Origin of the sequence: Luteibacter sp. dw_328, assembly GCF_018449605.1 — a bacterium.
Classification (GTDB): domain Bacteria; phylum Pseudomonadota; class Gammaproteobacteria; order Xanthomonadales; family Rhodanobacteraceae; genus Luteibacter.
This window is the reverse complement of the sequence record NZ_JAAVUW010000001.1, coordinates 1,049,837-1,068,741: the sequence shown is the minus strand read 5'-3', so window position 1 is coordinate 1,068,741 and position 18,905 is coordinate 1,049,837. Positions and strand designations below refer to the sequence as shown.

21 protein-coding genes and 1 tRNA gene are annotated in these 18,905 nt (G+C 64.3%); 6 read left to right on the top strand and 16 right to left on the bottom strand.

Annotation, left to right across the window (positions count from 1 at the left end):
* Positions 1 to 390: 390 nt before the first annotated feature.
* Positions 391 to 1,140, bottom strand: coding sequence for a 3-oxoacyl-ACP reductase family protein (locus tag HB634_RS04545; protein WP_213947705.1), 750 nt, complete (start codon positions 1,138 to 1,140; stop codon positions 391 to 393).
* Positions 1,141 to 1,253: 113 nt separating this feature from the next.
* On the opposite strand from HB634_RS04545, the gene HB634_RS04540 reads away from it, so the two are divergent.
* A complete protein-coding gene (locus HB634_RS04540) occupies positions 1,254 to 2,192 on the top strand; it encodes a LysR family transcriptional regulator (RefSeq protein WP_213947704.1) in 939 nt (312 codons plus the stop codon).
* A gap of 93 nt (positions 2,193 to 2,285) precedes the next feature.
* On the opposite strand, the gene HB634_RS04535 is transcribed toward HB634_RS04540, so the two are convergent.
* Positions 2,286 to 3,404 (bottom strand): HRDC domain-containing protein, encoded by a 1,119-nt coding sequence (locus HB634_RS04535; RefSeq protein ID WP_063574263.1) that lies wholly within the window; start codon positions 3,402 to 3,404, stop codon positions 2,286 to 2,288.
* A 111-nt stretch (positions 3,405 to 3,515) separates the two neighbouring features.
* On the opposite strand from HB634_RS04535, the gene HB634_RS04530 reads away from it, so the two are divergent.
* Together HB634_RS04530 and HB634_RS04525 are read left to right on the top strand one after the other, a co-directional pair.
* Positions 3,516 to 5,471, top strand: coding sequence for a formylglycine-generating enzyme family protein (locus tag HB634_RS04530; RefSeq protein WP_213947703.1), 1,956 nt, complete (start codon positions 3,516 to 3,518; stop codon positions 5,469 to 5,471).
* Positions 5,472 to 5,575: 104 nt separating this feature from the next.
* A complete protein-coding gene (locus HB634_RS04525; RefSeq protein ID WP_063574351.1) occupies positions 5,576 to 5,920 on the top strand; it encodes a hypothetical protein in 345 nt (114 codons plus the stop codon).
* Positions 5,921 to 5,923: 3 nt separating this feature from the next.
* Here HB634_RS04525 and HB634_RS04520 read toward each other — a convergent pair whose 3' ends face one another.
* Positions 5,924 to 7,129: a GAF domain-containing sensor histidine kinase gene (locus HB634_RS04520; protein WP_213947702.1), complete on the bottom strand. Its 1,206-nt coding sequence runs from the start codon at positions 7,127 to 7,129 to the stop codon at positions 5,924 to 5,926.
* An 84-nt stretch (positions 7,130 to 7,213) separates the two neighbouring features.
* Here HB634_RS04520 and HB634_RS04515 point away from each other — a divergent pair, with 84 nt between their 5' ends.
* The 3 genes from HB634_RS04515 to HB634_RS04505 all read left to right on the top strand — a co-directional run bounded on the left by HB634_RS04515 (position 7,214) and on the right by HB634_RS04505 (position 9,149).
* Positions 7,214 to 7,795, top strand: a complete 582-nt coding sequence (locus tag HB634_RS04515; RefSeq protein WP_213947701.1) for a TetR/AcrR family transcriptional regulator — start codon at positions 7,214 to 7,216, stop codon at positions 7,793 to 7,795.
* Positions 7,796 to 7,929: 134 nt separating this feature from the next.
* Positions 7,930 to 8,670 carry a 3-oxoacyl-ACP reductase family protein gene (locus HB634_RS04510; protein ID WP_213947700.1) on the top strand — a complete coding sequence of 247 codons (741 nt, stop codon included), beginning with the start codon at positions 7,930 to 7,932 and terminating at the stop codon, positions 8,668 to 8,670.
* Positions 8,671 to 8,747: 77 nt separating this feature from the next.
* Entirely contained in the window at positions 8,748 to 9,149 is a 402-nt protein-coding gene (locus tag HB634_RS04505; RefSeq protein ID WP_082879234.1) for a low affinity iron permease family protein, read from the top strand.
* 11 nt (positions 9,150 to 9,160) lie between these two features.
* On the opposite strand, the gene HB634_RS04500 is transcribed toward HB634_RS04505, so the two are convergent.
* The 13 genes from HB634_RS04500 to HB634_RS04440 all read right to left on the bottom strand — a co-directional run bounded on the left by HB634_RS04500 (position 9,161) and on the right by HB634_RS04440 (position 18,839).
* Positions 9,161 to 10,030 carry a hypothetical protein gene (locus HB634_RS04500; RefSeq protein WP_213947699.1) on the bottom strand — a complete coding sequence of 290 codons (870 nt, stop codon included), beginning with the start codon at positions 10,028 to 10,030 and terminating at the stop codon, positions 9,161 to 9,163.
* 89 nt (positions 10,031 to 10,119) lie between these two features.
* Positions 10,120 to 11,172 carry a hypothetical protein gene (locus HB634_RS04495; RefSeq protein ID WP_213947698.1) on the bottom strand — a complete coding sequence of 351 codons (1,053 nt, stop codon included), beginning with the start codon at positions 11,170 to 11,172 and terminating at the stop codon, positions 10,120 to 10,122.
* Positions 11,173 to 11,248: 76 nt separating this feature from the next.
* On the bottom strand, positions 11,249 to 11,620 hold the full coding sequence (locus HB634_RS04490) for a hypothetical protein (RefSeq protein WP_213947697.1): 372 nt from the start codon (positions 11,618 to 11,620) through the stop codon (positions 11,249 to 11,251).
* Positions 11,621 to 11,801: 181 nt separating this feature from the next.
* Positions 11,802 to 11,888 (bottom strand) — tRNA-Leu (locus HB634_RS04485).
* A gap of 24 nt (positions 11,889 to 11,912) precedes the next feature.
* The gene (locus tag HB634_RS04480) at positions 11,913 to 12,491 is read right to left on the bottom strand and encodes a cysteine dioxygenase family protein (protein WP_213947696.1); all 579 of its coding nucleotides are present in this window, start codon (positions 12,489 to 12,491) and stop codon (positions 11,913 to 11,915) included.
* A 173-nt stretch (positions 12,492 to 12,664) separates the two neighbouring features.
* A complete protein-coding gene (locus HB634_RS04475; RefSeq protein WP_213947695.1) occupies positions 12,665 to 13,768 on the bottom strand; it encodes a homoserine O-acetyltransferase in 1,104 nt (367 codons plus the stop codon).
* A gap of 11 nt (positions 13,769 to 13,779) precedes the next feature.
* Positions 13,780 to 14,469, bottom strand: coding sequence for a tetratricopeptide repeat protein (locus HB634_RS04470; RefSeq protein WP_157504086.1), 690 nt, complete (start codon positions 14,467 to 14,469; stop codon positions 13,780 to 13,782).
* Positions 14,466 to 14,909: a cytochrome c-type biogenesis protein gene (locus HB634_RS04465; RefSeq protein WP_345777459.1), complete on the bottom strand. Its 444-nt coding sequence runs from the start codon at positions 14,907 to 14,909 to the stop codon at positions 14,466 to 14,468. Before HB634_RS04465 ends, HB634_RS04470 begins: the two co-directional genes overlap by 4 nt.
* On the bottom strand, positions 14,906 to 15,448 hold the full coding sequence (locus HB634_RS04460; protein ID WP_213947694.1) for a DsbE family thiol:disulfide interchange protein: 543 nt from the start codon (positions 15,446 to 15,448) through the stop codon (positions 14,906 to 14,908). The genes HB634_RS04465 and HB634_RS04460 overlap by 4 nt, the downstream gene beginning before the upstream one ends.
* A complete protein-coding gene (locus tag HB634_RS04455; RefSeq protein WP_063572448.1) occupies positions 15,445 to 17,427 on the bottom strand; it encodes a heme lyase CcmF/NrfE family subunit in 1,983 nt (660 codons plus the stop codon). The genes HB634_RS04460 and HB634_RS04455 overlap by 4 nt, the downstream gene beginning before the upstream one ends.
* On the bottom strand, positions 17,424 to 17,891 hold the full coding sequence (ccmE, locus tag HB634_RS04450; RefSeq protein ID WP_213947693.1) for a cytochrome c maturation protein CcmE: 468 nt from the start codon (positions 17,889 to 17,891) through the stop codon (positions 17,424 to 17,426). Before ccmE ends, HB634_RS04455 begins: the two co-directional genes overlap by 4 nt.
* Positions 17,875 to 18,075: a heme exporter protein CcmD gene (gene ccmD / locus HB634_RS04445; RefSeq protein ID WP_063572446.1), complete on the bottom strand. Its 201-nt coding sequence runs from the start codon at positions 18,073 to 18,075 to the stop codon at positions 17,875 to 17,877. Before ccmD ends, ccmE begins: the two co-directional genes overlap by 17 nt.
* Positions 18,072 to 18,839, bottom strand: a complete 768-nt coding sequence (locus HB634_RS04440; protein ID WP_063572445.1) for a heme ABC transporter permease — start codon at positions 18,837 to 18,839, stop codon at positions 18,072 to 18,074. The genes ccmD and HB634_RS04440 overlap by 4 nt, the downstream gene beginning before the upstream one ends.
* Between the last annotated feature and the right edge of the window lie 66 nt (positions 18,840 to 18,905).

The window sequence follows — 18,905 nt, the reverse complement described above, 5'->3', positions numbered from 1 at the left end:
AAGGCCGCTGCGCGGCCGTGTACTTATTTGGCCTACGGCCGCTCCACTTGTGCGGAACTCGCCTCGAGGGTGGGCACCGAAGACTCTTCCTATCTCTGAGGTTCGTGTGGGTCGAGCCGACAAGGCAGCGCCGCTCCGGCTGCTGGCTCGTAGCCATCGCCAACGGTCGACCCCAGCGCGCCGAGATCGTCGGCGCGCGGCAGCGCAGCGGCGAGGCAATCGCTCGCCACGCCGGAAATGACCTATCTGCACGACCGCCGTAACGGCGGGCTTCGGTGGCAACACCCACGCCCAACGGCTCTCCGTTCAGCTGACCGTCTCCTCGCGAAGCGCCCAAGTGTAGAGAGCGATGGGCCAGCCGAGCCCGCGAGGCCGAAGGCGAGCCACGCGCTAGGCGGCGAAGCCGCCGTCGATCAGCAGGTTGGCACCGGTGATGTTGGCCGCTTCAGGACCCGCAAGATAGGCCACGAAGCTGGCAACCTCATCGGCATGGCCGTAGCGGCCGACGGCGAGCAACGGCATCAGCTGTTCGGCGAACGGGCCGTCCTTAGGGTTCATGTCGGTGTCGACGGGGCCGGGCTGCACGTTGTTCACCGTGATGCCGCGCGGACCGAGATCGCGCGCCAGTCCCTTGGTCAGGCCCTGCAGCGCCGACTTGCTCATGGCATAGATCGCACCACCCTGGCCGGGCATGCGCTCCGCATTGGTGCTGCCGATGTGAATGATGCGGCCACCGTTGTTCATGGCGCGCGCACCGAACTTGCTGGCCACCACGGCCGCACGGACGTTGATCGCGAGCGTGCTGTCCAGATCTTCGATCGGATAGTCCTCGATCGGGCTGAACTTGGCGATGCCGGCATTGTTGACGAGGATGTCGAGGCCGCCAAAGGTTTCCTTGGTTTTCGCGACGGCCGCTTCGATCGCGGCGTCGCTCGCGCTATCTGCCTGGAAGGCGATCGCACGACCGCCCTTGGCGGCGATCTCGGCCACGACGGCCTCGGCCGCCGAGGCTCCGTTCACGTAGGTAAGGACGACGTTGGCGCCGCCGGCAGCGAGGCGACGGGCGATGGCGGCACCGATGCCGCGCGATCCGCCGAGGATGAGGGCGCTCTTGCCCTGGATGGAATTGAGGTCGTTCATGGCATGACTCCGTAGTGAGGTGAGTTCGACAACACCATCAATGGCGGCGGTAGGCGCTGGCAGTAGGCACGATTTCACCTATGCAGTCGATACCATCGGTTTAGAATCCTTCCATGGACACCCTCAACGGTATTGTCTGCTTCATCCGCAGTGCCGAGTCCGGCAGCTTTGCCGCGGCGGGCCGCGCCCTGGGCCTGACCCCGGCCGCCGTGGGGAAAAACGTGGCCAGGCTGGAGGCATCCCTCGGTGTTCGGCTGTTTCAGCGCAGCACGCGCCGCCTGTCGCTCACGGAGGCGGGCGAGGCATTCCGCCTGGAGGTGGTGGATAGCCTGGACAGCCTGCAAACGGCGATGTCCAACGCCACCGTGGCGCATGCCAGCCCGGTGGGGCGCCTGCGCGTCAGCATGGGCAACGCGTTCGGACGGGACTGGATCGTCCCGATGCTGGGCAGTTTCCTTCGCGCGAATCCCCGGGTGCAGCCGGACTGGCATTTCGACAATCGCGCGGTGGATCTGATCGGTGAGGGGTTCGATGTCGCGATCGGCGGTGGCTTCGAGCTGCAACCGGGCCTCATCGCGCGCCACCTGGCGCCGGCGCATCGCGTACTGGTGGCATCACCGGCGTACCTGTCGACGCGAGGGGCGCCTGCCACCCCGGCTGATCTGGTGGGGCGGGCGGGCATTCTTCTTCGGTCACCGCAGACCGGGCGCATTCGCAACTGGACGCTCACCGATGGCGCCGCTGGGAAGGCCTCGATCGACCTCGACACGCGCATTCTGTTCGATGACCCGGATGCGGCGAACCACGCCGCGATGCAAGGGCTGGGGATCGCCCTGGTCGCCGTGCCCCATGCGCTGCCCTATATCGAGCGCGGTGTGTTGAGGCGCGTGTTGCCGGATTGGTGGGTGGACGGTGGTGACATTTCGATCTATTACGCGGCGCAGAAGCTGCTGCCGCGAAAGACACGCGTGTTCGTCGAGCACGTGATGGCGTCGTTCGAGCGGGATCAGCTGGCGGCGCGCTTTTCGGCGCAGCACGCCGACATGCGGTAACGCCTGCACCCCGCTCGGTACGCCGCCGTCCGGTAACGCTTGCATCGCGCTCCTACCGAGCGATGGTGCACCGGCGAAGGTGCGGCGCGGCTGTCAGCCTGGCAGGAGACCTGCCAGGCGTTCGTGGAGGACGCCGCGGCGCCAGCCTTCGAGGGCTTCGGGCCATACGCCGGTCATCACATACTCTTCCATCGAGCGGCGTGAGCAGAGCAGGCCGGGCGGAAGATCGAGCTGGGTGGCGAGCAGGTCGATGACGCTGCGCATTTCGTTGATGGCGCGCTTCGCGTCGCCCACGGGGTGGCCCACGACCGGAGCGGTGGATTCGATTTCCTGGGCGTCCACCGGCCGCTGGAGTAGGTCGAACAATTCCTTGCGCTGGGGTGCACGCAATGCGCGGGTGCCGCGCACGCGCTCGTCCAGATGCGCGGCGTCGCGCGGCAGGGCGTTGCTGAGGTCCAGGGCCTGGGCATCCTCCAGCAGCCACGAACGCGGCTTGTCGAGTTCGCGGGCGGTGGTTTCGCGCCAGCGCAGCACGCGACGTAGGAGGGCTTGTTTCTCCGGCGTCCATTCCGCGGCGCCCTTGAAGCTGCGCTGCGGTTGCGGATCGCCTTCGCGCTCGCTGGCCCGGCGCTTCATGCGTGCGCAGTCTTCCGCATGCCAGGCGGCGCGATCGCGCTCCACAAGGCGCTCGCTGAGGATGGCGTGCACGGGATGAAGGTGGACGACATCGAGTGTGGCGTAAAGCTTCTGCGATTCGGTCAGCGGGCGCTGCAGCCAGTCGCTGCGCGTCTCGCCCTTGTCGAGTTCGGCGCCGACCAGCTCAGCGACGAGGGCACGGTAGCTGATGCCCAGTCCCATGCCGACGAAAGCCGCGGCGATCTGCGTGTCGAACAAGGTGTGCGGGCCGTCGGGCAGGAACGGCGACATCGCTTCGAGATCTTCGCCGGCGCTGTGCATCACCGTGACGACCGGGTTCTCGGCGAAGGTCGGGCGGAGCACGTCTCCCAGCGGAAAGGCCACCGGATCGATCAGGGCGTAGCGGCCATCGTGGGCCAACTGAAGCAAGGCGAGCTGCGGGTAAAAGGTATTGCGCCGCATGAACTCCGTGTCGAGTCCGACGACGGCGGTCGGGCCGACAGGGGCAAGCCAGGTGGCAAGCTCCTCGTGATTGTCGATCCACGGTGCAGCGGGAGCGAGGTCGCTCGATGTCATTCCTGCGTCCTTGTACGTACATGGAACGCGCGCGACGTTCGTGTTGCCCTGCCGCACGCGATTCTCTAAGGTGGCAGCGCACGATAGCAGGCCCGCACGGAACAACCCACCATGCCGAACACCGAGACCGTCCGCCGACAGCGCGCCATTGGCGGCTCCCTGGGTGTCGCTGTGCTCGGTTTTGCCTTGTTCTATCACTTCTTTCCGCAACTGCTGCACGTCGAGCCGGGCCAGAATACGCCGCGTTCGCCGATGCGCGGACAGCCCACGACCATGGGCTTCGATCAACGCCCCCAGGCCGCACCCGGGGCCATCGTGTCCGAAATCGACGCCGGGCCGCCGATCATGCTCGCGCCGTCATCGGTGATCGCCGCACGCCGCCGGGAGAAGACCAACGAAGTCCAGCTTCCGGCCCAGAAGACGCCGGATTCGCCCGAGCTGACCGCCTTGCTCGACCGCGCGGACAAGGCGCTTCAGGCGGATCGCCTGGTGGGTGGCAAGGACAGTGCCGCTGCGATGTTCACGGCCGTCCTTAAGGAAAAGGGCGATAGCCAGCGCGCCCTGGGCGGCATGGACGAGGTCCGTGCGCGGCTCGCGGCGGAGATCGAGCAAGACATCGCCCTGGGTGATGCCGACACCGCGCGCGACGGGCTCGCAGCGCTCAAGGCGCTACCGGGAACCACCGCCGAGGTCGCGCCCCTGCAGGAAAAACTGGCTGTCCTCGACAAGGTGAGACCCATGCTCGGGAAGGCGGCCGGTCAGCTCCAGGAAGGCAAGGCGGAGCAGCCGCGTGGCGACAGTGCCCTGGACACCTACCGGGCGGTGCTGCAGCTCGATCCCGACAACGCTGTGGCGGAGCAGGGCGTCATCCAGGTCCAGCGTGTCGTACTCGACAAGGCGCTCGCCGCCGTCGCCCAGAACGATTTCAGCGCCGCGGACGCCGCGCTGGCGGAGGCCGCGACGATCCTTCCCGAATCGCAGGGCCTGCAGGACACCCGAGGCCGCATCGAAGGCATGCGTCGGCAGAGCGGTGCGGCGATGCTGGCCCAGGCGCGTTCCGCGCTGGACGCCGGCAACATCGAGCTCGCGCAGCAGCTGGCGACCAAGGCACAGCAAGTCAGCCCCGATCTGGCGGGTATCGACGACTTCAACGAGAGGGTGACCAACGCCCGTCTCTACGCAAGCTACAAACCGGGCCAGGTCATCGCCGATCGCTTCGTCGACTCGACCGGGCAGGCCCCGGCCCTCGTCGTCTTGCCCACGGGACATTTCATGATGGGCTCGCCGGATGGCGAGCGGGGCCACGACACCAATGAGTCCCCCGCGCATGAAGTCCAGATCGATAAAGGCGTCGGCATGGGGCGCAGTTCCGTGACGATCGGACAGTTCCGCGACTTCGTACGCTCAAGCGGTTACGTTCCGCAATCGCAGTCCCTGGGCGGTGGCAGCGTCTACGATGAACAGAGCGGCGGCCTTCGCGACGAAGCGTCGGCGACCTGGCAGGACGACTATGCGGGCAAGCCTGGTCAGGAGCGCCTGCCGGTCATCAACGTTTCCTGGAACGACGCCAAGGCCTACGCGGACTGGCTGTCGCAGCGAACGGGCAAGAAGTATCGCCTCGCCAGCGAGGCCGAGTTCGAATATGCGTTGCGCGCGGGCAGCACGACGCGCTACTGGTGGGGTGACGACAATCCCACCTCGCGCATGGAGAACCTCACCGGTGGCAATGACCGTTCCGGCTCCGGGCGCCGTTGGAGCAATGCGTTCAGTGGCTATAAGGACGGCTACTGGGGGCCGGCGCCGGTCATGAGTTTCACGCCGAATCCGTTCGGCCTGTATGACATGGGCGGCAACGTGTCGGAATGGGTCGGGGACTGCTGGCACGACAACTACATTCGCGCACCGCGCACGGCGGAAGCCTGGGTCAATCCGGGCTGTTCGCGACGGGTGATCCGCGGCGGGTCCTGGGGCAGCGCGCCGGAGATGGTCCGCTCCGCCTACCGTCAGGGAGCGGATGCCGATCTGCGCAGTGCGCGTGTCGGCTTCCGCGTGGTTCGTGAACTGTGATGCCTGTTGCGAAGGTTTGCCGAAACCGCACCACGTAACGCTTGACGGCGACCCGTTACTGGTTACAAATGCGGTGTCGCCTCCCAGCCGCCACGAGGTTCCGCGTGTCTACCTCCATCATCGTTGGCTATCGGCCGTTCCCGGGCCGCACCGATCTGGTTGTTTCGATCCTGCTGGAAATCTACGAGGCGATGCAGCGCGCGGGCCTGATCACGGCACGACGCCCGTGGATCATGCGAAGCGAGGATGGGAATATCGTCGCCGCCTTCGAAATGACCGATCAGTACTCGTTTGCGGCATCGGAGAAGCTGCGCGAGGTAAGCGTGTTGCGGGCCCGCCTGATGGGCGTCGCCGAGCGACTTCCGCTGGCAAGCCTTGCCGAGAGCGGACAACCCTACGCGGAATTCGAGACCACCACCGACTACCCGGCAGCGAGTGCCGCGCGCTGAGCGTCAGGCGCCGGTGAGCGGCAGGCGCAGGGTGAAGCAGGTGCCCTCGTCCGTGCTGGAACAGACCGTGAGCGTGCCTCCGTGGGCACGCGCGATCTCCGAGGCGATATACAGTCCCAGCCCGAGTCCGGGGCGTGGCGTCGCGCTTTCCGGTCGATAGAACGGCTGGAACAGCATGCCCTGAGTGGCGGGATCGATCGGCGTACCGAAGTTGGTGACCTCGAGCACGACAGCGTTGTCTTCGACGCGCCCGTCGACGCGGATCGCCCGTCGCGTGTCGCCATGGGTCATCGCGTTGTTGAGCAGGTTGGCGAGCAATTGCTGCAGGCGCACCGGATCGAATCGAAGCGCTCTGGGTATGTCCAGGTCGCTGACGATCGTGGCGGTGGGGTGTGCCGCGGAGACTTCGGCCACCACCCGGCCGACCATGGCGGCGAGATCGCTCTGGTCCAACTGGGCCACGGGAATGCCTGAAGCAAGCCGAGCCCGCGCGAAATCCATGATGTCGTCAATCAGGTCGGTCATGCGCTTTGCACTGGCCGTGATGACTTTCGCGAGGCGCCCCGCCCGAGGCGGTAGCGGCATGTCGGCGAGGGCCTCGGCCGCCATGCCCGCTGCCTGCAACGGGCTGCGCAGATCGTGGCCGACGACGGCGAGGAACTGCTCGCGCAACACGCCTTCGTCCATCGATGTGCGCAGTGCGCGTTCGGCATATTCCACCCGACCTTCGAGTGCCATCTGCGAGGCGATGAGCTCGCCGTAGAGGATCATCTCGGTCGCCAGCCTGTCTTCGTCCACGCTGACGGGACGCGAATCGATGGCGCATAACGTGCCGAAGAATTCACCGCCGACCGTATAGATCGGCACCGAGGCATAGGATTCGAGCCCGTAGTACTTCGGCGTATGGTGCGTCGAATAGACGGCGTGCTGGCTGGCATGCCCGAACACCACAGGGTGGCGGTGCGAGCGGATGTCGTTGCAGATGGTTGTCTCGAGGACCAGGTCTTCGCCCGGCTTGAGCCCGAAACCGAGGTCGTCGCGAACGGCGCAGGCGGTCCAGCGGTTGTCGGTGACGCGCGCTACGGCCGCGAATCGCATGCCGGTGGCACGGACCACGGCGTCGAGGATGCGCGGCACGACCGATAGCTGCGCAATCGCTTCGACCGACACATCGATGTCCGTTTGCAGCATGGCTCCAGGGTGCGTCATCGGGGGAGTCTAGCGGCTGTAAACGACCGCGGCCACAATCAGTGATAGGCTTTTGTGGACTTTTCGATCCAGAAGTGATGAGGCATGGCGCGTCCACGTGAATTTGACCGGGATACGGCGCTCCAGCGCGCGATCGAGGTGTTTGCCGCCCACGGTTTCGAGGGGTCGTCGACGCCCATGTTGCTGGAGGCCATGAAGATCGGCCGGCAGAGTCTTTACGACACCTTCGGCGACAAGCGGACGCTTTACCTCGAAGCCCTTCGCCGGTACTCGGAGGAAAGCACCGGAGCGACCCTGTCGGCGATGTTTGACAGCCACGCCGTCCTCCAGGGCATCGAACAGGCCTTGCTGGGCTTCGCGGATGACGCCGTGTCAGGCACCAGCCGCGCATGCCTTGGCATCCATGCTGTTACGGAGTTCGGCACGTCCGAACCGGACGTGACGGCTGTGACCGATGCCGTGGCTCACCGGACCTTGCTGGCATTCGAAAGCCGGCTTCGCGACGGCATCGAGCGGGGGGAGCTGGCAGGGGATCTCGACGCGATGGCGGCGGCGCAGTTTCTTCTGGCGACACTGTCCGGCCTGAAGGTCGCCGCACGTGGCGGCGCATCGCAGGCAACGCTGCATGGGATCGTCGGCGTCGCCTTACGGGCGCTGGCGGCGTGATGGTTTGTTATGGAACAATCAGTCAATAAATAGGTACACTTGGTCTCGGGGACATGTTCAGTCGTACCACGGCTGCAGCTGCCCTGTTTTTTTTACCCTTGTAATTGACCAATCATTCCATAACTGGAGAAATCATGACCATTCGTCCTCTCGAAGGAAAAGTCGCGTTCATCACCGGGGGCTCGCGCGGCATCGGTGCAGCCATCGTCCGCCGCCTCGCTCGGGAGGGCGCGTCGGTCACGTTTACTTACGCAGCCGCGGCCGATGCCGCCGAGGCTCTCGTTGGCGAGGTTGCCGCATCGGGTGGGCGCGGCACGGCTGTTCGGGCAGATAGCGCGGATGCGGAGGCCCTGGCTGTCGCCATCGACGCGGCGGCGACCCTCCATGGACACATCGATATCCTCGTCAGTAACGCAGGCGTGATCACCCATGGTCCTGTCGACGACCTGCCGGTGGAGGAGTTCGATCGGGTGTTCGCCATCAACGTGCGCGCCGTGTACGCGGGTACGCGTGCGGCCGTGAAGCATATGGGGGAGGGTGGAAGCGTGATCACGGTCGGCAGTATCGTGGCCGATCGCAGCGGCTTCCCTGGCACGGCGATCTACAGCGCTTCGAAGGGTGCGATCAAATCGATGACGCGCGGCTTCGCGCGCGACCTTGGCCCACGCGGAATCACCGTCAACAATGTGCAACCGGGTCCCATCGCCACGGATATGAATCCCGCCTATGTCGAGGACCTGGTGCTGCCGCTGATTCCCCTGGGCCGCATGGGCAAAGCCGACGAAGTGGCTGCCCTGGTCGCCTACCTCGCCGGACCCGAAGCACGTTTCACGACGGGGGCCAGCCTCACCGTGGACGGCGGCTTCCTGTCCTGAGCCGCCGAAGGGTGAGCCTTCGCCTGTGATTCACGGCTTGCGGTGGACGCTGCGGCGAACTCACACAGGTGCGGCCCATGACTAAGAAAGTCGGACAGAGTCTCTTTACCCGCATGGCGATGGCGGTGGCCAAAGCGGCCGGCAAGCCGGCGACCTTCATGGTCGCCGTGCTTATCGTCATCGTATGGGCGGCCAGTGGGCCGCTCTTCGGCTTCGGCGACACCTGGCAGCTGGTGATAAACACCGGTACGACGATCGTCACGTTCCTCATGGTGTTCCTGATCCAGAACACGCAGAACCGTGATACCGAGGCCATGCAGATCAAGCTGGACGAGCTCATCCACGCCATCAAGGAAGCGAACAACTCGCTGCTCGATTTGGAGGAGCTCGACGAGAAGGAGCTGGACAGCATCAGGAAGACTTACTTACAGCATGCTGCCGATGCGCGTAACGAGTCGCGGAGTGGCGGGCGGTTATGAGGCCGTCGCATTCATGCCCGAACTTCAGGCCATGGGAGCTGTACCTGTCGCGCCGCTCGAAGATGATTTACGACGTTAACGACTTCATAGTCGGTTCGCGTGCCATTTGCTGTCTGCCACTGACGAACGCGCACCCGGCAGACCAGGGCGTCGCCCTTTGAGAAGGACTTCATATCGCCGTGGACGGCTCGTAGGAAGTCGGCATCGGAAATGGTCGCGCTGATCGTCGAAGATCCGTCCGATAGACGCCACTTGTTGTTTTCCTTGAAGGTAAGGGAAACAATCGAAAAGGCCATGTCTCTGATGTCGTCGATGATCAGGGATTCGTCGGCAGCCGGCGATATGAATGAGCTGACTTCGCTGTCGCGCACCGTGACATTTACCCGGGTGCCCTGGCCCAGGGCGAAGACGTCGATTCCTGACCTCTCCAGGGGAGCGAGCACCTGCTGGGTCGCCTTCCTCACCCCCACGTCGCGTAGAAGGTCCACGGTGTCCCGCTCGGTATCGTAGAACTCGTCGCCGACATAAATGCGCACCGTCGGTTGCCCGGGTCGGTCGGTGCCGATAGCCTCGATGCGTGTGATAGGGCGGCTGCGAAGCCATTTGAGCAGCGGAAACAAGCCCTTCCTTCCGATGACACCAAGCGCGCCGAGGATGGCTGTGGCGTTCGCGATTGCTGTCGCCTCGGTGCCAGCAAAGATATCCTTCACCGACTGAAGCCACTGCACGCCGGTGACAAAGTCGACGTTGAAGCTGCCCGTTTTGAACGAGCCCTTTACGTTGACATGAATCTTTGCCTTGTCTCCATACAGCACGCGAGCAGACGCTTCCAGAAGATCGGCCATCGCGAGCAACGCGGGGGCGAGCTCGCGCGGGTCCATCTCGTGGTTCTCGAGTGCGGGGCCGTCGTAGCTGACGCGAAATTCGGTTACATCAGACATTGCTTAGATGAGCCTCAAGGTCGAGCAAACTACTTACCGCTTACCGCGTCGATGACCGCCGCGACATCGTCGTGACCAGAAAGACGAAGAAGCACGGCGATCATCGAGGCGGTGACCCCAAGAAGGGCTGTCAGCCCGGCGCAGGCCCATAGGCTCAGCTGAACCTTCGTCGGAAAGCGATCCATTTTTTCCGAGATAGTTACGGAAAGGGAGTTCATTTTCTCCAACAGATTTGTGGAAAGAGAATCCATTTTCTCGTTCGAGTTCGCGAACATAGTGTCCATACGCTCGGTCAAGCTCGCGGACGAGGTGTCCATCCGCACACTCAAGTTCGCGAACATGGTGTCCATTCGCTCAGTCGAGGTCGCGGATACCCTGTCTATTTTTTCGGTCAAGTCCGCGTACGAGGTGTCCGTGCGTGCAGTCAAGTTTGCGAACACGGTGTCCATTCGCTCGTTTGAGGTCGCAGATACCCTGTCTATTTTTTCGGTCAAGTTCGCAGATACGGTGTCGATCTTTTCCGTGAGGTTCGCAGATACGGTGTCGATTCTCTCCGTGAGGTTCGACGATACGGTGTCGATTTTCTCCGTGAGGTTCGAAGATACGGTGTCGATTTTCTCCGTGAGGTTCGACGATACGGTGTCGATTCTCTCCGTTAGGTTCGACGATACGGTGTCGATTTTCTCCGTGAGGTTCGACGATACGGTGTCGATTCTCTCCGTTAGGTTCGACGATACGGTGTCGATCTTTTCCGTGAGGTTCGAAGATACGGTGTCGATTCTCTCCGTCAGGTTCGACGATACGGCGTCGATCTTTTCCGTCAGGTTCGCAGATACGGTGTCGATCTTCTCAGTCAGGCTCGAAGATACGGCGTCTATTTTTTCCGTCAGGTTCGCGGACGAACTGTCTATTCGCTCTGTCAAACCTGCCGACTGGAGGTCGACTCGCTCTAGCAGGTTTCTTGACGAAGAATCCGCTCGCTCCGACAGAATTCCCAGGCTTAGGTCGACGGAGCCGAGACGCACCCGGATGTCACGCAGATCAGAGCGAACCTCGTCCAGGTCCCTGCGTACGAACTTCATGTCGGTTTCGAGCTCATCGACTCGCGCGTCCAGGCGGTAAAACGACGTGAAGCGCTGCGCTCGATAGGGCGGCTGGTTATGGGTCGATTGCACGGGGCACTCCGGGCGGCCGAACCGGCTGCGCCTGCGCTGGCGTAGGTTGGGCGTAGATCAAATAGGGCGCTGGCTGCAGGGACATCGGCGTTGGGGGCTTCAGGAATCCCCAGGCAGTGCCCGCTGCAGCGAGCGCCCCGTACACGATGACCACAATGCACTTTGTCTGCGCGGAGAACATCTGACGGATATCGCCGCGCATTTTTTCCATGTCGATGCGAATCTCCAGCAGTCCTGATTTCAAGCTTGCGCGTAACTCTGCGTGGTCAATTCGAACACCTTCGACAGCGGTCGCGACTCGCGCCTCAGTCGCCGCAACGCGGGCGTTCACTTCTTCGACGTAGGTATCAGACATGAGGGGTTCGAACAGGCCACTGTGAACAGCAGGTCGGCATCGTACGTCGCTGAGCTGCAAGTATCTGTAGGCGTCGGGTGGCGAAAGTGGCAGGCGTTGTGCTGCTTGGTTCTTGGGGTTTGCCGAGCGAACGTGAGGCAACAAAAAACCCGCCGGGAGGGCGGGTTCATTGAGAACAATCTGGTGCCGAAAGAGGGACTCGAACCCTCACTGTATCACTACAAACGGATTTTGAGTCCGCCGCGTCTACCGGTTCCGCCATTTCGGCATGGGGCCATGCATTATGCGGGAATCAATGCACCTGGTCGAGACCCAGTTGACGTTCGGTACGCTCGTACCAGTCGTCGCCCTCGGGCTTGAATACGGCGCACTGGGTCATGCGGCCGGAGTAGATGTGCAGGCTGACCGCCACCGAATCCTCGCTGGGATTGCGGATGGTGTGGTACTCGTGCGGCGGGATGAGGCTGCCGGCCGAGCCGGGGCCGGCCTGGATCGAGCCCACGGGACGGAAGTGATAGCGCTCGGCTTCGTGTTCGCCGAGTTCGTACTGGACGATCTCGAGCGAGCCTGCCCAGACGCCTTCGACGCACCACATGCCGCTGTGGTCGTGGATCAGCGTGCCCTGGCCTGGCCCCCAGGTCATCGCGATGACGCTGTAGCCATGGTCGTCGCTGCGGTAGAGCTCGCGGCGGGCGTAGTGGTCACCGGCCATCTCGAACACGCACTCGGGAAGTTTCACTTCTTCGGATCGGATCAGTCGACACAGCGCGTTGCGCAGGGCGTCGGTAATCGCCGGAGTGCTCGCCTGGGCGACCGAGGCATCGATGGCATCGATGAGCTTGCGGCTGCCCGGAAAGTCGACCGTGATCATGGCTGGAACCTCTGGATGGCGGTGGCGCGGGGACGCCGGTAGGTGCCGATAATAGCAAATGCCGGGTCATGCTCCTGTAGGAGCCGATTTATCGGCGATCCCGCGGCAGCGGGCCGGGTTGCCGCGAGGGTTGCCGCGAGCACCCATCGCCGATGAATCGGCTTCTACAGCTTCTACAGGGAGCGGAGGAAGCCGCCGATGGCCCGGCTGTAGTTTTCGATGTCGACCAGGAAGGCGTCATGGCCTTGCGGGGAGTCCAGCGCCACGAACTCGACCTTTGCCCCGGCCGCCTCCAGCCCCTTGGCGATGGTTTCCTGCTGCTCCAGGGGAAACAGGATGTCGGTGCTGACGCCGATGACCATGGCGCGTTCGACCTGGATGTGGCCGAGGCCGCGCATGACGTCGCCATCGCCGTATTCGGAAATATCGAACCAATCGCTCGCGCGGGAGAGGTAGAGGTAGCTGTTGGGATCGAACTGGCGATTGAAACGTCGCGCATGGCCTTCGAGATAGGACTCCACCTGGAACTCGAAACCGAACGGTTCGTTTTCCTCGCGCTGGTCCGGTTCCAGGCGAATGCGGGCGAAGCGGCCGTTCCATTCCATCGCCGACCGGTAGGTGATGACACCCAGCTTACGGGCGATGCTCATGCCGTGTTCCGGCCAGCGCTCGTCGTCGTAACGGCCCTCGTTCCAGTGCGGGTCCAGACGGATCGCTTCGCGCTGCAGCGAGCGGATGGCGATGGCGAAAGGCTGGGCCTGGGGTGCTGTGTCCACGCTGAGATGGGTGCGCGCCGAGCCCGGGTGCAGCAGCATGTACGCCAGCGCGCTCATACCACCCATCGAACAGCCGACGAGGCAGGCCAGTTCGGTGATGCCGAGCCCGCTCACCGTTTCATGGGCCGCATTGGCGACGTCTTCCAGCGACAACTCGGGAAAGCTGAGACGGTAGGGTTCGCCGGTGGCCGGGTCGTTCGACGCGGGGCAGGTGGAACCCTTGTCGCTGCCAAGCGAGTTCACGCAGATGACGAAATGGCGGTCAGTGTCGAAGGCCTTGCCGGGGCCGATCATGTCGTCCCACCAGCCCGCCGACGGATCCTCGGCATTGGCCGCGGCGTGCGCGCTGGGCGAGAGGCCGGTAAGGATGAGGACAGCGTTGCTCCTCTCACTGTCCAGCGTGCCCCAGGTTTCGTACGCGACGCGTGCGCCATGCAGTTCGCCGCCGCGTTTCATGCGGAATGGCGAGGAAAGCGGGTGGTAGCGGCGGGCGTCGCCCATGGGGACTTCCTTCAATGGATGCCGCTCATGGTGCCACGGGTTTGGGTCGCGGCGCGCTTGTCGGCCTGCGCGATCTGCTCGGCCACGGCATGCGCGACGTTCGAATCCGGATCCAGCATCGGCTGCAGCGTCTTCCAGGTGGCTGACGCCTCGGCGTATCGCTCGTGCTGGAACTGGCTGATGCCGAGCAGCCACAACGCGCGCTGGTTCTGCGGATTCGCGGTCACGGCCGCCTGGAGCAGGTCGAGTGCGCGCCCCTCGATGCGATGGTCGTCACGCATCAGAGAGTCGGCCTCGGCCCAGCCAACCATGGCGGCACCATTGGTCGGGTCGACCTTGAGCGCGCCGTCGTAGGCGTCGCGTGCCTGGGCTGGTTGCTTGAGCATGGTGTACGTCTGGCCGAGCAGGAGCCAGCCCTGGGCGTCTTCCGGGTGGTCCTTCAGCCGCGCACGCAGCGCGGTGATCGCTTCGTTGACATCCATTTCCTTCGCTGGCTCGACGCCGCCCAGTGTCGACGGCGTGCCGACCAGGGCGTACAGGCCCACGCTGGCCAGCGGCACGACCACGGCGATCGCAATGAGTAACGCGAAGACGCCGCGCGAGCGACCATGGCGGCGGCCGTGGCGAACGATCGGAACGAGAAGCAGGGCCAGCGCGAGGGCCAGCATGACCCCGGCGGCGAGATAAAACGCGTAAGTCACCAATCGTCCCCGGTATCGTTGATCGGCGTCGTATCGACGGGTGCCTGGCGCGCGCGGCGGCGCACCTGTACCGCAACGACGATGCCACCGATGGCAAGCAGCGCGAGCGGACCGAACCAGAGCAGCCAGGTGCTCGGTTCGACCGGTGGTTTGTAGAGGACGAACCGCGAATAGCGGTCGACGAGGTACGCCTTGATCTCGTCGTCGCTCTTGCCCGCCTCCATCATTTCGAACACCTGGCGTCGCAGATCGTGCGCGATGGGCGCATTGGAATCGGCAAGCGTTTCGTTCTGGCACATCGGGCAGCGCAGTTCGGCGCTGAGGTGCTGGAAGCGCACTTCTTCCGCATGGTCGCGAAATGGCAACGGCTGGATCGCCTGGGCGGCACACAGCACAGGCAGCAGGAAGAGGCCCAGGATGAGCAGCGCGCGGCGGATCACGGGGTTTCCTTCGCGAGCGCGGCGAGTGCCGGACGGATTTCCCTGTCGATGACCTCGGGCGTTATCGGCCCGATGCGCTTGTAGCGAATGACACCTTTCGCATCGATGAGAAAGGTTTCGGGTGCCGCATACACGCCGAAGTCGATGCCGCTGCGACCTTCACGATCGACAGCGATCACGTCGAACGGATTGCCGTGTTCGGCCAGCCAGGCCGTGGCCTCGTTCGGGTCGTCCTTGTAGTTGAAGCCAACCAGGGGCAGGCCGAGCTGCTTCATTTCGGTCATCAGCAGCGGGTGCTCATGCACGCACTCGATGCACCAGCTGGCGAACACGTTGAGGAAGTAGGGCTTGCCCAGCAGCGAGGCCTTGGTAACGGTGCGGCTCGCCTCATCGAGGACGGGCAGGGCGAAGGCGGGCGCCGGCTTGTTGATCAGCGGCGACACGATCTCGTGCTGGTCGTGGTGGGTGTTCCACCAGATGCCGAAGCCGAACAGGCCGACGAGCACGAGGAAACCGAACAAGGGCAACAGGCGGGTCATGCGAGCGACGCCTTTGTCGGCGGCGTCACGATGGTCGCTGCTGCCGCGGCAGAGGGAGCTCGCTTGGCACGGAAGCGACGCTCCGCGGCGGCAACGAAACCGCCTGCCATCATGAAGAGACCACCCAGCCAGATCCAGCGAACAAAGGGCTTGTGATACAGGCGCAAGGCCCATGCGCCCTTGACGTTCGTCGCCTCCATCGGCTCGCCCAGGGCGACGTAGATGTCCCGGAACAGGCCGGCATCGATCGCGGATTCGGTCTGCACCTGGCCGCGCGAATACGTGCGCTTCTGCGGGTGCATCGTTGCCAGTGTCTTGCCGTCGCGCAGGATGGCGACGATGCCTTCATCGGCACGCCAGTTCGGGCCCGTGGTCTCCTCGACGCCGTCGAAACGGAAGTCGTAACCGCCCACCGACTCGGTCTGGCCGGGTTCGAGGCGAACGTCTCGCTCGACACTCAACGATTCCGAAAGCATCACGCCGATCAGGAAGATCGCGACGCCGGTGTGGGCCAGCAACATGCCTGCCATCTCGGCTGGGAAACGGCGACCACGTGGCATCTCGCGCCAACGCTTGATGACATAGGACAAGGTGCCTGCGCCGACCCACACCGCACCACCGATGCCGGCGATGGCACGCAGGTGGCCCTGGGCGAAGAAGGCGGCGACGATGGCGCAGATCACCGCGGCGATGCCCGCACGCAGGGCCATCGTGGTCAGCTGGTTGCCTTCGGCGCGGCCCCAGCGCAGGTAGGGTCCGAACGGAAGCAGAAGCACCGCCGGCGCCATCAGCAGCACGAACAGGAAGCCGAAGTAAGGCGGTCCGACGGAGACCCGACCGAGGTTGAGCGCGTCACCGATCAGGGGAAACAGTGTGCCTAACAGCACCATGGCGGCGGCCGTGGTGAAGAGCAGGTTCGCGACCATGATCCCTGTCTCACGCGACAGCGGGGCGAAGGCCTTGCCGGTAGCGACCTTCGGCGCGCGGATCGCGTAGAGCAGGAGCGAGCCGCCGATGACGATGATCAGGAAGGCGAGGATGTAGAGGCCGCGGCGCGGATCGGAAGCGAAAGCATGCACCGAGGTCAGCACGCCCGAGCGAACCAGGAAGGTGCCCAGCAGCGACAGCGAGAACGCGAACAGCGAAAGCAGGATGGTCCAAGCCGGCAGCGAACCGCGTTTTTCCGTCACGGCTTGCGCGTGGATCAACGCGACGCCGACCAGCCACGGCATGAACGAGGCGTTCTCCACCGGATCCCAGAACCACCAGCCACCCCAGCCCAGCTCGGCATAGGCCCACCAGCTTCCGGCGACGATGCCGAGGGTCAGGAAGGCCCAGGCGACGTTGGTCCACGGACGTGCCCAGCGCACCCAGGCCTGCTCCATGCCGCCGCCTAGCAAGGCGGCGATCGAGAAAGCGAAGGCGACCGAGAAACCCACGTACCCCATGTAGAGCACGGGCGGATGGAAGGTCATGCCCGGATCCTGCAGGACCGGGTTGAGATCGCCGCCATCGGCAGGCATTGGCAGCTCGCGCAGGAAAGGGTTGGATGTGAACAGGATGAAGGCGAGGAAGCCGACGCCGATCAGGCCGAGCACGCCGAGCACGCGGGCCACGAAGGCGGGCGGCAGGTGGCGGCTGAAGGCGGCCAGGGCCACCGACCAGACATTGAGGATGAACACCCACAACAGCATCGACCCCTCGTGCGCACCCCATACCGCGGTGACGCGGTAGTACCAGGGCAGCGCCAGGTTCGAGTTGTCGGCGACATAGGCCACCGAGAAATCGTAGGTCAGGAAGGCGTAGATCAGGACGGCCATGGCGGCGAAGACGAAGACGCCCTGGCCGGCGGCGGCCGGTCGTGCCACGGCGATCAGCGCGGCGTTATTGCGCCACGCGCCGACGATCGGCAGCACGCCCTGCGCAATCGCAAGAAGGAGCGCGAGGACAAGGGCGAACTGGCCGAGCTCGGGAATCACTTGGGCGTGTCCTTCATCGCGGTGTCATCGATCTTCTTGTTCTGGTGGGCCTTGGCCATGGCGTCCTTGAGCTCCTTCGGCATGTAGTTCTCGTCATGCTTGGCAAGGACTTCGCTGGCGATGAACCGCGCGCCATCCATGCGGCCGGTAGCGATCACGGACTGGTTGTCGCGGAACAGGTCGGGAAGGATGCCGGTGTACTCCACGGGCATGGCGCCGTCGGCGTCGATGACGATGAAACTCACGCGCAGCGTGCTGGTCGCGCGCTGGATGGAACCGGCCTTGACCATGCCGCCGAGACGGAAGCTCTTGTACTGCGTGGCCTGGCCTTCCTGCACCTGGCTCGGGGTGAACAGGTAGCTCATGTTTCGCTGCAGCGCGAACACAGTGAGACCGATCGCAACGACAGCGGCGGCGACGACGGAGAGGACGATGGCGAGACGACGTTTACGCGTTGGATTCATTGCTTGGCGGGGTTCCGGGCCGGCGGCGGTTTTCCTGGCGCGCGAGCCGCGCGCGAAGTTCGCGCAGGTTGCGGCGGCGCCGGGCTAAAGGAGCCAGCGTATCGATGAGAAGGACGATGAAGAAGGCGGCGAACGACGTCCACACGTACGAACCGTAACCGCCCATGGCGAGGAACTGGCTCATGCGGGGTCGTTCCCAGGCTGGCCGAGCGCGATGTCGCGCACCCAGGCCTTGCCACCTTCGGAAGCGATGAGGTCGGCACGCACGCGTGCGAACAGGCTGGCGATGTAATAGCACTTGGTCGCCAGCATCATGGTGAGCAGGGGCCAGAGCATGCTCGCCTCGATATGGGACGGGCCGAGCAGGCGGATCGTCGAGCCCTGGTGCAGCGTGTTCCACCAGTTCACCGAGAAATGCACGATAGGCACGTTCACGGCGCCAACGAGCACCAGGAAGGCCGCGGCACGCGCGCCCTGGCGGCGGTCTTCGAACGAGTGATATAGCCCGACGATGCCCAGGTAGATGAAGAGCAGCACCAGTTCGGAGGTGAGCCTGGCGTCCCAGGTCCACCAGGTACCCCACATGGGCTTGCCCCAGAGCGAACCGGTCACCAGCGTGATCAGGGTGAATGCGGCGCCGACCGGTGCGGATTCCATCGCCACCACCTCGGCGATCTTGATCCGCCAGACCAGCCCGATGAAGGCGGCGACAGCCATAACGCCGTAGATGAACAGGCTCATCCAGGCACTGGGCACGTGGATGAAGATGATCCTATAGGCGTCGCCCTGCTGGTAATCCGCCGGTGCGACCACGAGGCCACCGTAAAGCGCGACGGCGCCCAACAGCAGCGCCAGGCCGAACGCCCACGGGCGCACGGCACCGGCGAACCGGTAGAACACCGGCGGCGAGCCGAGGCGGTGGAGCCAGAGGGGAACCCAGTTAGCCATCGTTACCTGTTACCCATGCGTTCGGACACCGTGAGTCCGCGATTTGACCCTCACGGTTGCGTGCGT

Coding starts and splice junctions, on each gene's coding strand:
- HB634_RS04545 (WP_213947705.1), bottom strand. CDS start 1,140: ATGAACGACCTCAATTCCATCCAGGGCAAGAGCGCCCTCATCCTCGGC.
- HB634_RS04540 (WP_213947704.1), top strand. CDS start 1,254: ATGGACACCCTCAACGGTATTGTCTGCTTCATCCGCAGTGCCGAGTCC.
- HB634_RS04535 (WP_063574263.1), bottom strand. CDS start 3,404: ATGACATCGAGCGACCTCGCTCCCGCTGCACCGTGGATCGACAATCAC.
- HB634_RS04530 (WP_213947703.1), top strand. CDS start 3,516: ATGCCGAACACCGAGACCGTCCGCCGACAGCGCGCCATTGGCGGCTCC.
- HB634_RS04520 (WP_213947702.1), bottom strand. CDS start 7,129: ATGACGCACCCTGGAGCCATGCTGCAAACGGACATCGATGTGTCGGTC.
- HB634_RS04515 (WP_213947701.1), top strand. CDS start 7,214: ATGGCGCGTCCACGTGAATTTGACCGGGATACGGCGCTCCAGCGCGCG.
- HB634_RS04510 (WP_213947700.1), top strand. CDS start 7,930: ATGACCATTCGTCCTCTCGAAGGAAAAGTCGCGTTCATCACCGGGGGC.
- HB634_RS04505 (WP_082879234.1), top strand. CDS start 8,748: ATGACTAAGAAAGTCGGACAGAGTCTCTTTACCCGCATGGCGATGGCG.
- HB634_RS04500 (WP_213947699.1), bottom strand. CDS start 10,030: ATGGACCCGCGCGAGCTCGCCCCCGCGTTGCTCGCGATGGCCGATCTT.
- HB634_RS04495 (WP_213947698.1), bottom strand. CDS start 11,172: ATGAAGTTCGTACGCAGGGACCTGGACGAGGTTCGCTCTGATCTGCGT.
- HB634_RS04490 (WP_213947697.1), bottom strand. CDS start 11,620: ATGTCTGATACCTACGTCGAAGAAGTGAACGCCCGCGTTGCGGCGACT.
- HB634_RS04480 (WP_213947696.1), bottom strand. CDS start 12,491: ATGATCACGGTCGACTTTCCGGGCAGCCGCAAGCTCATCGATGCCATC.
- HB634_RS04475 (WP_213947695.1), bottom strand. CDS start 13,768: ATGGGCGACGCCCGCCGCTACCACCCGCTTTCCTCGCCATTCCGCATG.
- HB634_RS04460 (WP_213947694.1), bottom strand. CDS start 15,448: ATGACCCGCCTGTTGCCCTTGTTCGGTTTCCTCGTGCTCGTCGGCCTG.
- ccmE (WP_213947693.1), bottom strand. CDS start 17,891: ATGAATCCAACGCGTAAACGTCGTCTCGCCATCGTCCTCTCCGTCGTC.
- ccmD (WP_063572446.1), bottom strand. CDS start 18,075: ATGAGCCAGTTCCTCGCCATGGGCGGTTACGGTTCGTACGTGTGGACG.
- HB634_RS04440 (WP_063572445.1), bottom strand. CDS start 18,839: ATGGCTAACTGGGTTCCCCTCTGGCTCCACCGCCTCGGCTCGCCGCCG.